The 13,703-nt window shown below is 64.6% G+C and carries 11 protein-coding genes; 3 read left to right on the top strand and 8 right to left on the bottom strand.

Annotation, left to right across the window (positions count from 1 at the left end; genetic code table 11):
* Nucleotides 1-57: 57 nt before the first annotated feature.
* The gene (gene gabT / locus AB1N67_RS23510) at nucleotides 58-1,335 is read left to right on the top strand and encodes a 4-aminobutyrate--2-oxoglutarate transaminase (RefSeq protein ID WP_043208247.1); all 1,278 of its coding nucleotides are present in this window, start codon (nucleotides 58-60) and stop codon (nucleotides 1,333-1,335) included.
* Between the two features lie 138 nt (nucleotides 1,336-1,473).
* The gene (locus tag AB1N67_RS23505; protein WP_367863420.1) at nucleotides 1,474-2,682 is read left to right on the top strand and encodes an HDOD domain-containing protein; all 1,209 of its coding nucleotides are present in this window, start codon (nucleotides 1,474-1,476) and stop codon (nucleotides 2,680-2,682) included.
* A 14-nt stretch (nucleotides 2,683-2,696) separates the two neighbouring features.
* Here the strand turns inward: AB1N67_RS23505 and AB1N67_RS23500 are convergent, their stop codons facing one another.
* Nucleotides 2,697-3,728 (bottom strand): sensor domain-containing diguanylate cyclase, encoded by a 1,032-nt coding sequence (locus AB1N67_RS23500; protein ID WP_043208359.1) that lies wholly within the window; start codon nucleotides 3,726-3,728, stop codon nucleotides 2,697-2,699.
* 98 nt (nucleotides 3,729-3,826) lie between these two features.
* On the bottom strand, nucleotides 3,827-5,011 hold the full coding sequence (gene desA, locus AB1N67_RS23495) for a delta-9 fatty acid desaturase DesA (protein ID WP_043208250.1): 1,185 nt from the start codon (nucleotides 5,009-5,011) through the stop codon (nucleotides 3,827-3,829).
* A gap of 150 nt (nucleotides 5,012-5,161) precedes the next feature.
* Between desA and dibA the strand changes: the two genes are divergently transcribed.
* Nucleotides 5,162-7,057 carry a phosphodiesterase DibA gene (gene dibA / locus AB1N67_RS23490; protein WP_043208252.1) on the top strand — a complete coding sequence of 632 codons (1,896 nt, stop codon included), beginning with the start codon at nucleotides 5,162-5,164 and terminating at the stop codon, nucleotides 7,055-7,057.
* Nucleotides 7,058-7,155: 98 nt separating this feature from the next.
* On the opposite strand, the gene AB1N67_RS23485 is transcribed toward dibA, so the two are convergent.
* The 6 genes from AB1N67_RS23485 to AB1N67_RS23460 all read right to left on the bottom strand — a co-directional run bounded on the left by AB1N67_RS23485 (nucleotide 7,156) and on the right by AB1N67_RS23460 (nucleotide 13,608).
* On the bottom strand, nucleotides 7,156-7,800 hold the full coding sequence (locus AB1N67_RS23485) for a methionine ABC transporter permease (protein WP_043208255.1): 645 nt from the start codon (nucleotides 7,798-7,800) through the stop codon (nucleotides 7,156-7,158).
* A complete protein-coding gene (locus tag AB1N67_RS23480; RefSeq protein WP_090344305.1) occupies nucleotides 7,790-8,896 on the bottom strand; it encodes a methionine ABC transporter ATP-binding protein in 1,107 nt (368 codons plus the stop codon). The genes AB1N67_RS23485 and AB1N67_RS23480 overlap by 11 nt, the downstream gene beginning before the upstream one ends.
* A gap of 1 nt (nucleotide 8,897) precedes the next feature.
* Nucleotides 8,898-9,698, bottom strand: coding sequence for a MetQ/NlpA family ABC transporter substrate-binding protein (locus AB1N67_RS23475; protein ID WP_043208259.1), 801 nt, complete (start codon nucleotides 9,696-9,698; stop codon nucleotides 8,898-8,900).
* Nucleotides 9,691-11,079: an LLM class flavin-dependent oxidoreductase gene (locus AB1N67_RS23470; protein ID WP_336201944.1), complete on the bottom strand. Its 1,389-nt coding sequence runs from the start codon at nucleotides 11,077-11,079 to the stop codon at nucleotides 9,691-9,693. Before AB1N67_RS23470 ends, AB1N67_RS23475 begins: the two co-directional genes overlap by 8 nt.
* The gene (locus AB1N67_RS23465; protein WP_090344310.1) at nucleotides 11,079-12,284 is read right to left on the bottom strand and encodes an SfnB family sulfur acquisition oxidoreductase; all 1,206 of its coding nucleotides are present in this window, start codon (nucleotides 12,282-12,284) and stop codon (nucleotides 11,079-11,081) included. Before AB1N67_RS23465 ends, AB1N67_RS23470 begins: the two co-directional genes overlap by 1 nt.
* 97 nt (nucleotides 12,285-12,381) lie before the next feature.
* Nucleotides 12,382-13,608 carry an SfnB family sulfur acquisition oxidoreductase gene (locus tag AB1N67_RS23460; RefSeq protein ID WP_367863419.1) on the bottom strand — a complete coding sequence of 409 codons (1,227 nt, stop codon included), beginning with the start codon at nucleotides 13,606-13,608 and terminating at the stop codon, nucleotides 12,382-12,384.
* Nucleotides 13,609-13,703 lie beyond the last annotated feature (95 nt).

Raw genomic sequence — 13,703 nt, 5'->3', positions numbered from 1 at the left:
CGACCCCAGCCACCCCCGAATAACAGCGCCATTATCGTCGGCGCGAATGAGGGCATTATGAGCAAGACCAACGAATCTTTGATGCAACGCCGTGTCAACGCCGTCCCACGTGGCGTTGGCCAGATCCACCCGATCTTCGTCGACACCGCGAAGAACTCGACCGTGATCGACGTTGAAGGCCGCGAACTGATCGACTTCGCCGGCGGCATCGCAGTACTGAACACCGGCCACCTGCACCCGAAAGTGGTTGCCGCCGTTCAAGAGCAGCTGACCAAAGTCAGCCACACCTGCTTCCAGGTTCTGGCATACGAGCCCTACGTAGAGCTGTGCGAGAAGATCAACGCCATGGTCCCTGGCGACTTCGCCAAGAAGACCCTGCTGGTCTCCACCGGTTCCGAGGCCGTCGAGAACGCCGTGAAGATCGCCCGTGCCGCCACTGGCCGTGCCGGCGTGATCGCCTTCACCGGCGGCTACCACGGTCGTACCATGATGACCCTGGGCCTGACCGGCAAGGTCGTGCCTTACTCCGCTGGCATGGGCCTGATGCCAGGCGGCATCTTCCGCGCCCTGTTCCCGAGCGAACTGCACGGCATCAGCGTTGACGACGCCATCGCCTCGGTCGAGCGCATCTTCAAGAACGACGCCGAGCCACGCGACATCGCTGCCATCATCCTCGAGCCGGTACAAGGCGAAGGCGGCTTCCTGCCAGCACCGAAAGAGCTGATGAAGCGCCTGCGCGCCCTGTGCGACCAGCACGGCATCCTGCTGATCGCCGACGAAGTCCAGACCGGCGCTGGCCGTACCGGTACCTTCTTCGCCATGGAACAGATGGGCGTCGCGCCTGACCTGACCACCTTCGCCAAGTCCATCGCTGGCGGCTTCCCGCTGGCCGGTGTGTGCGGCAAGGCCGAGTACATGGACGCCATCGCTCCAGGCGGCCTGGGCGGCACCTACGCCGGTTCGCCGATCGCCTGCGCTGCGGCCCTGGCCGTCATCAAGGTGTTCGAGGAAGAGAAACTGCTGGACCGCAGCAAGGCTGTCGGTGAGCGTCTGACCACTGGCCTGCGCAAGATCCAGGAAAAGCACCCGATCATCGGTGACGTGCGTGGCCTGGGCTCGATGATCGCTGTTGAAGTCTTCGAGAAAGGTACCCACACCCCGAACGCCGCTGCCGTTGCCCAGGTCGTGGCCAAGGCACGTGACAAGGGTCTGATCCTGCTGTCCTGCGGTACTTACGGAAACGTCCTGCGTATCCTGGTTCCGCTGACCGCCGAAGACGCGCTGCTGGACAAAGGCCTGGCAATCATCGAAGAGTGCTTCGCTGAGCTGGCTTGAATCTGACGCGATGCATAAAAAAACCCGCTTCGGCGGGTTTTTTTATGCCCAAGCCAGGCACGGGACGCTATCGTTGTCCGAGGATTTGCCCAGGATGCTGCAACGGATTGCGTGTCAAGGATTACCAGGAGCCCGCCGATGAGCGCTGCCAACCCCATCCCGCCTTGCGTACTGATTGCCGAAGGCGATCCTTGGGTGCGCGACATGCTCCGCGACATGCTGCTCAGCGTCCGCTGTGATGCTCGTTTGCAGGTCTGTGCCAACGGACCGGAGGCTTTGGCCGCGCTGGCGAGCAAACCCGACCTGATCATCGCTGCTCGCGAGCTGGCCGGCGGCGACGGCCTAGACTTGCTGCGCAACGTGCGTGCCCAGCAACAAACCGCTACCTTGCCATTCATCCTCATGAGCGAGCGCAGCGACAGTGCCAGCGTGCATGAGGTGCTGCCGCTGCATCCCACCGCTTACCTGAGCAAACCTCTGGATCTGGACAATCTGCGCAAACGCTTGGAGAAACTCCTGCTGGAGGTGGGGGAGCAGGTCGCCTGCCCGGCTCCGGCCTTGCAGCCGGGGATCAAGCTGCCGACCTACTTAGAACAACGCCGCGCCAGCGCCGATGGCGGGCCGCTGCTGGCCGATGTGCAGGTGGCAATCAAGCGTGCGCTCAACCCCCAAGGGCTGAACCTGAAGGCGCTGGAAGAAGAAGTGCGCAACGATCCGCAGATCACGGCGGTGCTGATTGCCGCTGCCAACAGTGCCGCCCTGCATAGCGAAATACCGGTGCAGACCCTGTTGCAGGCGTTGAACAAACTCGGCAGCACCCAAAGCATGAACCTTATCCTGGGCCTGGCCCTCAAGCGCAGTGCGCGCCTGAGTGACCCGTTGCTGGCGCGGCACGCGGCGCATTTCTGGGACCTTTCGCTGCACACCGCAGAGTACGCCCGCAGCCTGGCGCGCCTGCTCGAAATCGATGAAGAACGCTGCTACTGCGCGGGCTTGCTGCATTGCCTGGGCGATCTGGCCGTGCTGCGTTGCCTGCAGGAGTGGTGCCTGGCGGGCGGTGAGCTGGACGAGGACCAGGTGCAACTGTCGCTCAATGAATTTGGCGCTGCTTTTGGCTCGGCGCTGCGCACGCGATGGCGCCTGCCGCTGAGCCTGCGTGAGCTGATCGCCGCGATCTATCAGCTTGGCGGCGGGGTCTATTCGCGGGAAATCCTGGCCATGAACCTGGCCGGGCAATTGTCGCGCCTGTCCGAGGAACAGGGCCTCGAGAAAGTCGCCAGCGGCAAGACGGCTCGCCTGCTCAAGCTAGGAATGGCGCAACTGAGCCGGCTGCGCAGGCAGGAGTGAGGTCGCGCCGAGCCTCAGCCACGCACGATCTGGTTCTTGCCCTGGCGCTTGGCCTGGTACATGGCGGCGTCGGCGCGGGCGAAGAGGGTGTCGATCAGGTCGTCCGCATCGGTGAGCTCGGTCACGCCTTGGCTGACCGTGACGCCATACACTTGCTGCCCATGGCTGAAGCTCAAGTGCTGGATCTCCCGTTGCAGCCGTCCGGCGATCTGTTCGGCGATCTGGGCGGTGCAGCCTGGGAACACGGCAGCAAACTCCTCGCCGCCGATCCGCCCGAACAGATCGCCTCGGCGTAGCACGGCGCGGCCGCTGTCGGCGATGCGCTGAAGCACCTGGTCACCTTCCTGGTGGCCATAGGTGTCGTTGATCTGTTTGAAGTCATCGATGTCCAGCAGCAGGAAGGCCAGGGGCTTGCCTTCCTCCCGGGCGGTTTCCAGGGCCTGGCGGGCGCACTCGAAGAAGTGGCGGCGATTGCTGCTTTGGGTCAGCACATCGGTGGTGGCCAGACGTTGCAGCTCGCCTTCGAGCTGCTTCTTCTCGGTGATGTCCTCGGCGATGCCGACGATGATCACGCGTTGGTCGCTGTCGCGCTGCTGGTTGACGTAGCACTTGTCGCTCAGCCAGCGCACTTGGCCGGCGGCGTTGATGATGCGGTATTCGCGATCTTCCACCGAACCTGTGTCCAGCACTTGCGCCAGGCTGCGCTCGGCGTATTCCAGGTCGTCCGGGTAGATGCTGTCGCGCCAGGCGTTGTAATCGGCCAGTACCAGACTGGCCGGACGACCGAAGATCCGCTCATAGGCGGGGCTGACATAAAGCACCCGGCGGGTTTCCCAGTCGAACGCCCACAGCACAGCGTTGACGCTGTCGAGCAGCGAACTGTAGAGCTGCTCGCGTTCGCTCAGGCGGGCGACTTCGCCCTGGGCATGGAGGAGGGCGAGCAGGGTCTGTGCAGCTTCCGGCGGTGGATTGCCGAAGAGGGTCGAGGTGAGGTCTTTGGCCATGAGCACGAAGCGATTCTCGGCGTGAAAGCGTGCGGCCACGATCCGGCCCGCCACGCGGGCGATATGCCGGATTTGAGTCGGGAAGGGGAGTGAAGTTCCGGTCGGCACGCCCCAGGGCGAGGCGTGCCGATCAACGGTGCTCAGGCGCCGGAAGGGCGCAGGGAGTAGGTTTTCAGCTGGTCGGCGAAGTCGCGCAGCGCCTGGATGCCACTGGCCTCGGCCTCGTGGACCCAGTCCTTCATGGCGGCCAGCATGTCGTGGCCGTTGGCGCTGGTGCGCGCCCAGATCTGTTGCAGGGCCAGGCGTTTTTCATAGATGGTCTTGAGCGACTGGCTGTGGGCGAGCATGGACTCGATGCGCACGTGATGGCGGTCCTGCAGCAGGCTCGTTTCACGCGACAGCAGGCGCTTGGCACGGCGGAAGTGGTGGCGCACCGAGGTGTCGACACGATCCAGCTCTTGCTTGACCAGTGGCGCGATGACCAGCTTGCGGTACTGGGCCATGATCTGGAAGCGGTTGTTGAGGATCGCCATGGCGGTGTCCATGTCCAGATGCGCCTTGCCCTCGACCCGATGGGCGATCGGCGCCACGCGCTGGACCTTGGCCAGGCGCAGCAGGCACAGCAGACGAATCCACATCCAGCCCATGTCGAACTCCCAGCGCTTGACCGAGAGCTTGGCCGAGTTGGGGTAGGTGTGGTGGTTGTTGTGCAGCTCCTCGCCACCGATCACGATGCCCCAGGGCACCAGGTTGGTAGCTGCGTCCCGGCACTCGAAGTTGCGATAGCCCAGCGCATGGCCCAGGCCATTGACCACCCCCGCGGCCCAGAAGGGAATCCACATCATCTGTACTGCCCAGATGGTGATGCCGATGGTGCCGAACAGCAGCAGGTCGATCACCGCCATCATGGCCACGCCGCCGAGCTTGTAGCGCGAATAGAGGTTGCGCTCGATCCAGTCGTCCGGGCAGTTCTTGCCATAGATGCGCAGTGTCTCGGGGTTGCGTGCCTCTTCGCGATAGAGCTCGGCGCCCTTGCGCAACACGGTGCCCAGGCCCTTGTAGACCGGGCTGTGGGGGTCGTCCGGCGTTTCGCACTTGGCGTGGTGCTTGCGATGGATGGCGGTCCATTCACGGGTGTTCTGCGCCGTGGTCAGCCACAGCCAGAAGCGGAAGAAATGTTTGAGCCCGGCGTTGAGCTCCAGGGCGCGATGGGCGGAATAGCGATGCAGGTAGAGGGTGACGCTGATGATGGTCACGTGGGTCATCAGCAGGGTGACGCCGACCAGTTGCCAGGCCGACAGATCGAGAAAACCGGAGTACCACATAGGTGTTGAGACCCTCAAAAAAACAGGGGAACCGCGCGGGCATTATCGCCGGGTGAGGAAATAAAACCAGTCACCCTTTCCGATAGGAAGTCACGGCATGTTTCAGCCTTTATAATGCCCCATTCTTTTTCAGGGGCTTATCCACCCGACATGTCTGTTTCCGTTCGCGACGCCTTGCGCATGGCCGCGCTGTACTTGGTGTTCTCGTTGCTCTGGATGGTGGTGTCCGAGCAGGTGTTGCAGGGGCTTTTCGATGATTCCGAGATGCTGGCGGTCGCGCGGCAGGTCAATGCGTTCGTCTGGATACTGCTCACCACCGGGCTGATCTTCGTCACCCGTGCCCGCCTGCTCAATTTCATCGGCATCGGTGCACAGCTGCGCAGCGAGGATCGCGAGCGTCTGCGCATGGCCGCGGCGGTGTTCGACAGCACCCTCGAAGGGGTGCTGGTGACCGACAGCAATGGTCTGATCGTGCACGTCAACCGCGCCTTCATGCGTATCACCGGCTACGCCCAGGACGAAGTCCTCGGCCAGCGTCCGAGCAAGTTCAAGTCCGGACGCCATGGCTTGCCGTTCTACCAGCAGATCTACGCTTCCCTGGCCGAGAAGGGCGAGTGGAGCGGAGAGATCTGGAACCGCCGCAAGAGCGGCGAAATCTACCCGCAGTGGCAGACGATCTGCGCCATTCGCGACGATGCCGGTGCGCTCACTCATTACGTGGCGGTGTTCAGCGACATCAGCGCGATCAAGCACACCGAGCAGGAACTCGCCTACCTGGCGCACCACGACCCGCTGACCGGGCTGCCCAACCGCCTGCTGTTCAACGACCGCGCCGAGCAGGCCTTAGCGTCCGCCCAGGCCAACAAGCGCGGGTGTGCGTTGCTGCTGCTGGACCTCGACCATTTTCAAAGCATCAACGATGGCCTGGGCCATACGTTGGGCGACCAGTTGCTCAAACTGGTGGGCGAGCGCCTGCGCGAGTTGCTGGGCAGTGGCGTGACTCTGGCGCGCCTGGGTGGGGACGAATTCGGCGTGTTGGCCGAGAACTGCCGACAGGTAGGCCAGGCCGCAACCTTGGCCCAAGGCATCATTGAACGCCTGCGCGAGCCGTTCGTCTTCGAGGGGCATCGCCTGTTCATCAGCGTGAGCGTTGGTATCAGCCTGTTCCCAAGCGATGCGCAGAGCGCCGCGCAACTGCTGCGCAACGCCGATGCGGCGCTGTTCAAGGCTAAGAACAACGGTCGCGCCTGCTATGCCTTGTACACCGAAGAATTGACCGCCCACGCCCAGCAACGTGTGCAGACCGCTGGCGATCTGCGTCGAGCGCTGGAGCAGCAGGAGTTGCGGGTGTTCTACCAGCCGGTGCACGACTTGCTGACCAACCGGTTGGTGGGCGTCGAGGCACTGGTGCGTTGGGAGCACCCCACCCGTGGGATGGTCTCACCGGGCGAGTTCATTCCTATTGCCGAGAGCACGGGGTTGATCGCCGAAATCGACGCCTGGGTACTGCGCCAATCGTGCCGGCAGATGGTGCAATGGCAGGTCGAAGGGCGTGGTCTGCAGTTCGTCGCCGTGAACATCTCCAGCCGCCTGTTCGGTCAGCGCGAGCTGTACCTGCAGGTGGCCGAGGTGCTGCACGATACCGGTCTGGACCCCGCCCTGTTGGAGCTGGAAGTCACCGAGAGCGCGGTGATGGAAGACCCGGAAGTGGCACTTGAACAGTTGCATCGGCTGCGCGAGCTGGGGCTTAGCCTGGCCATCGATGATTTCGGCACGGGTTATTCCTCGCTGCTGCGGCTCAAGCGTCTGCCGGTGCAGAAGCTCAAGATCGACCAGGGCTTCGTGGCGGGCCTGCCGTGCGACGAAGACGACATTGCCATCGTCCGGGTGATCATCGCCCTGGCCAGGAGCATGGGCATGCAGGTGCATGCCGAAGGGATCGAACAGGCCGAACAGGCGCGCTTTCTGCTCGAGCAACAGTGCGACCTGGGGCAGGGCTACTGGTACGGGCGGCCGGTGCCGGCGGTGGACTTGCGCTGGAGCTGAAATGCTTGGGGCTGCGTTGCAGCCCATTGCAGGCTTCGCACTTCCCACAGACCTGTAGGCGCTGGCGGAGCCTGCGTTGGGGCGCGGCGGTCCCCAAGCTAACGTTTGTTCAACCCCTTGGCCAGGCGGTCCCCGCCCAGCTGAATCACCGCCACCAGCGCCACCAGCATGGCGATCACGGTCAGCATGATCTGGCTGTCGAAGCGCTGGTACCCATAGCGATAGGCGATATCGCCCAATCCTCCCGCCCCGATGGCGCCCGCCATGGCTGAGGAGTTGATCAAGGTCACCAAGGTGATGGTGAAGCCGCCTACGATGCCTGGCAGCGCCTCGGGCAGCAGCACATGCCAGACGATGTGCCAGCGTCGGCACCCCATGGCCTGCGCCGCCTCGACCAAACCATGGTCGACTTCGCGCAGGCTCACCTCGGCGATCCGTGCGAAGAATGGCGTGGCGGCGATGGTCAGCGGGACCACGGCGGCCCACACGCCATAGGTGGTGCCGACCACCAGGCGGGTGAAGGGAATCAGCGCGACCATCAAGATCAGGAACGGGATCGAGCGGAACAGGTTGACGATCGCGCCCAGCGTTCGGTTCAGCACAGGCGCTTCGAAGATCCCACCTTTGTCACTGGTGACCAGCAGCACCGCCATCGGTACACCGACCAACAGCGCGATGAACGACGACACGCCCACCATCAACAGCGTATCGAGCAACCCTTCGAGCAGACGATCAAGCCACATAACCCAGTACCTCCGCGTTCTCGGCCCAGCGTCTGGCGCGCTCGAGCAATTGGTGCGAGCTATGGGGCGAGCCCTGCACGGAAAGCACCAGTTGCCCCAGGGCGTGGGCACCGATGGTCTCGATGCCGCCTTGAAGCAGGCGTATCCGCCCGCCCAAGTCGTTGAACACCTCCGACAGTTGCGGTTCGCCCAGCAGGTTCAAGCGCAGGACCACGGCATCCCCAGGGCCAGTCGGGCTGGCGCGCAGATTGGCCTGCAGGGCAGCGGGTAGCCTGGCCTGCAAGGGCGCGAGCAAGGTGCGGGTCACCTCGTGGCGCGGAGAGCCGAATACCCGCCAGACCTCGCCCTGCTCGACGATCTCGCCGCGCTCGAGCACTACGACGCGGTGGCAGATATCACGGATCACCGCCATCTCATGGGTGATCAGCACCACGGTGAGCCCCAGGCGCTGGTTGATGTCACGCAGCAGATCGAGGATCGAGGCGGTGGTTTCAGGGTCCAGTGCCGAGGTGGCCTCGTCGCACAGCAGGATTTCGGGGTCATGCACCAGCGCCCGGGCGATGCCGACGCGTTGTTTCTGCCCACCCGACAGCTGCGCCGGGTACACGTGATGCTTGTGCGCCAGGCCCACCAGCTCCAGCAGCTCGCTGACCTTGCGCTGGCGCTCGGCCTTGGGCACGCCGGCGACCTTCAAGGGCAACTCGACGTTCTGCCATACGGTCTTGGCCGACATCAGGTTGAAGTGCTGGAAGATCATGCCGATGCGTCGGCGCAGGGCGACCAGGCGCTCTTCGTCAAAGGGGGCGATGTCGGTCTGGTCGATCAGCACCCGGCCCTGGCTGGGTTGCTCTAGGCGATTGATGGTGCGCAGCAGGGATGACTTGCCGGCGCCGCTGCGGCCAATGATGCCGAAGATCTCGCCGCGACGGATGTTCAGGTCTATGCCCTGCAAGGCAGGTTGCGCCTGGCCGGGGTAGGTCTTGCCCAGGCCGATGAAGCGCACATGGGCCTGATTGACCTCCGGGCGCAGGGCCTGCTCGCGGGCAGGCGGCGACGTATGCGGGACAGGCGCCTTGAGGGCGCTGGCGTTGCTCATCTCAGCCCTCCCAGCCGGCCTGGTACAGGCTGCCGTGGGCTTTGTTCAGCGCGGCGCGCACGGTCGGCGAGTGCTGGTAGATGTCGACGAACTTCGCCAGACGCGGGTCGTCCTTGCTCTGTGGGCGGATCACGAACTGGATCACGTACTCCTTGTTCTCCAGGCCGTCGAACAGCAGGGCCGAGGTGGGATCGAAGCTGTTGGCCAGGCGGATGTAGGCCGGGTAGCCCTGGACCAGGTCGGCGTCGTCATAGGCCCGCACCAATTGCACGGCCTCGACCTGCAAGATCTTCAGTTTCTTGGGGTTGGCGACGATGTCGTCCTCGGTGGCTTTGTAGCCCACGCCTGGCTTGAGGGTGATCAACCCCGCCTTGGCCAGCAATTGCAGGCCGCGCCCACTGTTGATCGGGTCGTTGGCGATGGCCACGCTGGCGCCTTCGGGCAGCTCGGCGAAGCTTTTGTAACGCTTGGAGTAGAGCCCGACGTTGTTGATGATGCCGGGGGCGTAGGGCACCAGGTTGAAGCCGGCGGCGGCCTTGGCATTTTCCAGGAACGGGATGTGCTGGAAGTAGTTCACGTCGATGTCGCCGCTGTTGAGGCTGACATTGGGGGCGATCCAGTCGCTGAACTCGATCAGCTTCACCTCCAGGCCTTGCTTGTGGGCTTCTTCCACCGCCGCTTCCAGCGGGATGGCGAAAGCTGCGGTGGTGCCGATCTTCAGCGGCTCGGCGGCCAGGGCGACGCCGCTCAGGCCCAGGGACAAGACAGCGGCCGCGACGGGCCGGAACAGTTTCTCAAGCATGGTGCAGGGCTCCAGTCGGGGCAGGGATCGGGTTGCGGTAGGTGGCGCCGGGGTGGCCGGCGGGAAGGTAGGCGTGACGAGCGCCGAACAGTTTTTCGCGCAGCGTGCCTTCGCTGTAGGCGGTCTTGTAGCGGCCACGCCGTTGCAGCTCCGGCACCACCAGGTCGATGAAGTCTTCGAAGCTTTCCGGGGTGACAGTGCGGGTCAGGTTGAAACCATCCAGGCCGGTTTGGTCGATCCAGTCAATCAATTGCTCGGCGACCTGCTCGGGCGCGCCGACCAGCGTCACGTAGCGCCCGCCCAGGGCGTGCTGTTGCAGCAGGCGGCGGCGCGTCCAGACGTTGTCCTGCAGCTGGCGGGTGGCGGACTGAATCGCGTTGCCCTTGGCAAAGCCGATCGGTTCGTCCAACCCATAGGCGGCGAAGTCGATACCCGTGGAGCTGGCAAAGTGCGCCACGCCGGCTTCGGGGCTGGCATGGCGCAGGTATTCGGCGTGCTTGGCACGAGCCTGGGCTTCGGTGGGCGCGACGATCACGGTGATGCCCATGAACACCTTGATCGCTCGTGGGTCGCGGCCAGCGGCGCGGGCGGCGGCACGGACCTTGTCGACCTGTGCGCGGGTGGCGGCTTGGTCCTGGCCGCTGATGAAAACGCACTCGGCGTGCTGGCCGGCGAACGCCAGGCCCCGGGGCGAACTGCCGGCCTGGAACAAGACCGGTGTGCGTTGCGGCGAAGGCTCGCACAGGTGGTAGCCCTCGACCTTGTAGAACTCGCCCTGATGCTGGACTTTGCGCACTTTGCCCGGTTCGGCATAGACCCGCCGCTCACGGTCAGCGACCACGGCGTCGTCATCCCAGCTGCCTTCGAGCAGTTTGTACAGCACTTGCAGGTATTCATCGGCTTGGTCGTAACGCCGGTCGTGCTCGGGTTGCTGGGCCAGGCCCATGGCCCGGGCGGCGCTGTCCAGGTAACCGGTGACGATGTTCCAGCCGACCCGGCCGTTGCTCAGGTGGTCGAGTGTGGAAAGGCGCCGGGCGAACAGGTAGGGCGCCTCGTAGGTGAGGTTGGCGGTCAGGCCGAAGCCCAGGTGGCGGGTGACCGAGGCCATGGCCGAGACCAGCAGTAACGGGTCATTGACCGGCAGCTGGATCGACTCCTTGAGCGTCACGTCCAGCGACTGCCCATACACGTCGTAGGTGCCGACGATATCGGCGATGAACAGGCCATCGAACAAGCCGCGCTCCAGCAGGCGGGCAAGATCGGTCCAATAGGCCAGGGTCTTGTACTGGGTCGAGGTGTCCCGTGGATGGGTCCACAGGCCATGGTTGATATGCCCGACGCAGTTCATGTTGAAGGCGTTGAGCAGGATCTCTTTGGCCATCAGATGGTCCCCCGACGCGGCGGGTTTTCCCCATTGAGGTAGTAGTTGCCGATGGCGTGGTACTTCCAGCGCACCGGGTCGTGCAGGGTGTGCACTCGGGCGTTGCGCCAGTGCCGGTCGAGGTTGTGCTCGGCCAGGGTGGCCTGGCTGCCGGCCAGTTCGAACAGGGTGGTGCCAGCGGCGAGGGAGACCTCGGTGCTGATCGCCCGGGCTTCTGCCACGGCAATGGAGGCGGCGGCGACATTGTCGGCGCTGCTGTCGTCGCGGGCCCGGTCGAGGAATTCCCCGGCCCGCTCCAGCAAGGCCTCGGCAGCGTGCAGGCGGATGGCCAGATGACCGAAGCTTTTGAGTGTGAGCGGGTCGTCACTGGCCTTGTCGATCCCCGCGTCGACCCACGGCCGACTGCGGGTGCGCACGAAGTGCAGAGCGTCCTCGAGGGCAGCGCGGGCGATGCCGGTGTCGATGGCGGCATGGAGGATCTGCGCCAGGGGGCCGACGGGGGTCGGGCGGTCGAAGGCGCTCTGGAACGGCACCACGTCTTCATCGCGCACCGGCACGTTGTCGAACACTACCGAACCGCTGCCGGTGGTGCGTTGGCCGAAGCCGCTCCAGTCGTCGATCACTTGCAGGCCTGGACTGTCGGCGGGTACGAACACCAGCTGCTGAACGCCGGCATCATCGACCACCGAGGTGGGAATGCGCTGGGCATACAGGGCGCCGGTGGCGTAGAACTTGCGACCGTTGATGCGCAGGCCATCGCCGTCGCGGCTCAGGCGGGTGGTGCGGTCGTGGGCGGTCTTGGTGCCCAGCTCGGCCAATGCGTTGCCGAAGCGTCGGCCCGCCAGGACTTCAGCGTAGAGACGCTGTTGTTGCTCGGGCGTGCCGTTTACCCGCAGCACTTCCAAGGCATAGAAATGGTTCTGCGGAATTTGGCCCAGGGCGGCGTCGGCCTGGGCAATACGCGCGACGACCTTGGCCAGGGTCACGTTGGATACGCCAGCGCCGCCAAAGGCCTTGGGCACGCTGATGCCCCACAGGCCGGAGCGGGTGAACAGCTCGAGTTCGGCGTAGGGCAGCAGGCGTTCGCGGTCGCGTTGGGCGCTGTCGCGCTGCAGTTGCTGGGCGAGGTCCTCGGCGACGGCCAGAGCCTGGGCATCGCTGGTGATGACCGCCGCCTTGGGGGTGGGGTGGGTCAGTGCGTTCATGTGTTTCTCCAGTGCGGATCGTAAGGGGCTGCTCCGTGCCCCATCGCAGGCTGTCGCCAGCCCTGCAGGTTCAGTGCAGGTGCTGGCGCAGGCTCACTCAAATCCAGGAATGACGGGCAGGGCGGGTACCGTTGAGGTGCCAGGCGCCGACAGCGTGGTATATCCAGCGCACCGGGTCGTGCAGCGTATGCACGCGGGCATTGCGCCAGTGGCGGTCGAGGTTGAATTCGGCGAGGGTGGCGCGGCTGCCGGCCAGCTCGAACAGCTTCTCGCTGGCCTGCAGGGCCACTTCGGTGGTCAGCACCTTGGCCTCGGCCACGGCGATCGAGGCGCGAGCTGCCGACGCTTCGTCCACCGGACCTGCATTGACCTCGTCGAGTACCTGGGCGGCCTTGCGCAGCAAGGCCTCGGCGGCATGCAGCTCCAGCTTCAGACGGCCGATGTCGGCGATCACATAGGGGTCATCGCTGGCTCGATCCACCTTGGCTTCGATCCAGGGGCGGGATTTTTCCCGCACGAAGGCAATGGCATCGTCGATGGCCGCCTCGGCGATACCGGCATCGATGGCGGCCTGGATCAACTGCGAGGCCGCGCCCTGGGTGTTGGGCACCTCGCGCTGGCGCCAGTTGTCCACCACCAGCTCGGCGTCCACCGGGACTTTATCCAGCAACACGGTGCCGCTGGCGGTGGTGCGCTGGCCGAAGCCGGACCAGTCGTCGACGATGCGCAGGCCCGGGCTGCCCCGGCGGACGAAGGCCAGGCGCTGGCGGCCCTCTTCATCCAGGGCTTTGACCGCGACCCAATGGGCGAACAGGGCGCCGGTGGAATAGAACTTCTCGCCGCTGATGCGATATTGCTCACCGTCACGGACGATCCGTGCCTTGAGGGTGAGGGTGTCCTTGGTGCCACGTTCAGGCCCGGCATTGCCGATGCGCCAGCCGTCGAGCACGGAGCGGAACAGCACGGCTTGCTGGGCCTCGGTGGCGGTCAGGCGCAGCAGTTGAATCATGCCGAATTGGTTCTGTGGGATCTGTCCCAGGGCCGGGTCGGCGGCGCTGATCACGCGGAAGACTTCGGCGATGGTCTGGAACGAGACCTCGGGTCCGCCAAAGGCTTTGGGAATGCTGATGCTGCCCAAGCCGCTGCGGGTGAATTGTTCGATCTCGGCCCAGGGCAGCTTGCGCTGCTGGTCGCGGCGCGAGGCCTGTTGGCGGGCCGCGTCGGCCAGTTCCCGAGCAGCCTGGAGGGCCTCGGCGTCGTTGCGCAATACCTTGGCTGGCAGTAGCGGGGGTGAGCTGTCGAGATCGCTTGTGGACCAGACCATTCCTTACCTCACAAAAGTTGAAAGCGTCGCTGGCGGCGACTGACGTTTGCTGGTCCGGTGGTCCGGTTTATATACCCTATTCGCTTATAAAAACT

Source organism: Pseudomonas guariconensis, assembly GCF_040822035.1.
Taxonomy (GTDB): domain Bacteria; phylum Pseudomonadota; class Gammaproteobacteria; order Pseudomonadales; family Pseudomonadaceae; genus Aquipseudomonas; species Aquipseudomonas guariconensis.
The sequence above is the reverse complement of the archived record's forward strand: the minus strand, read 5'-3'. Positions and strand labels throughout refer to the sequence as shown.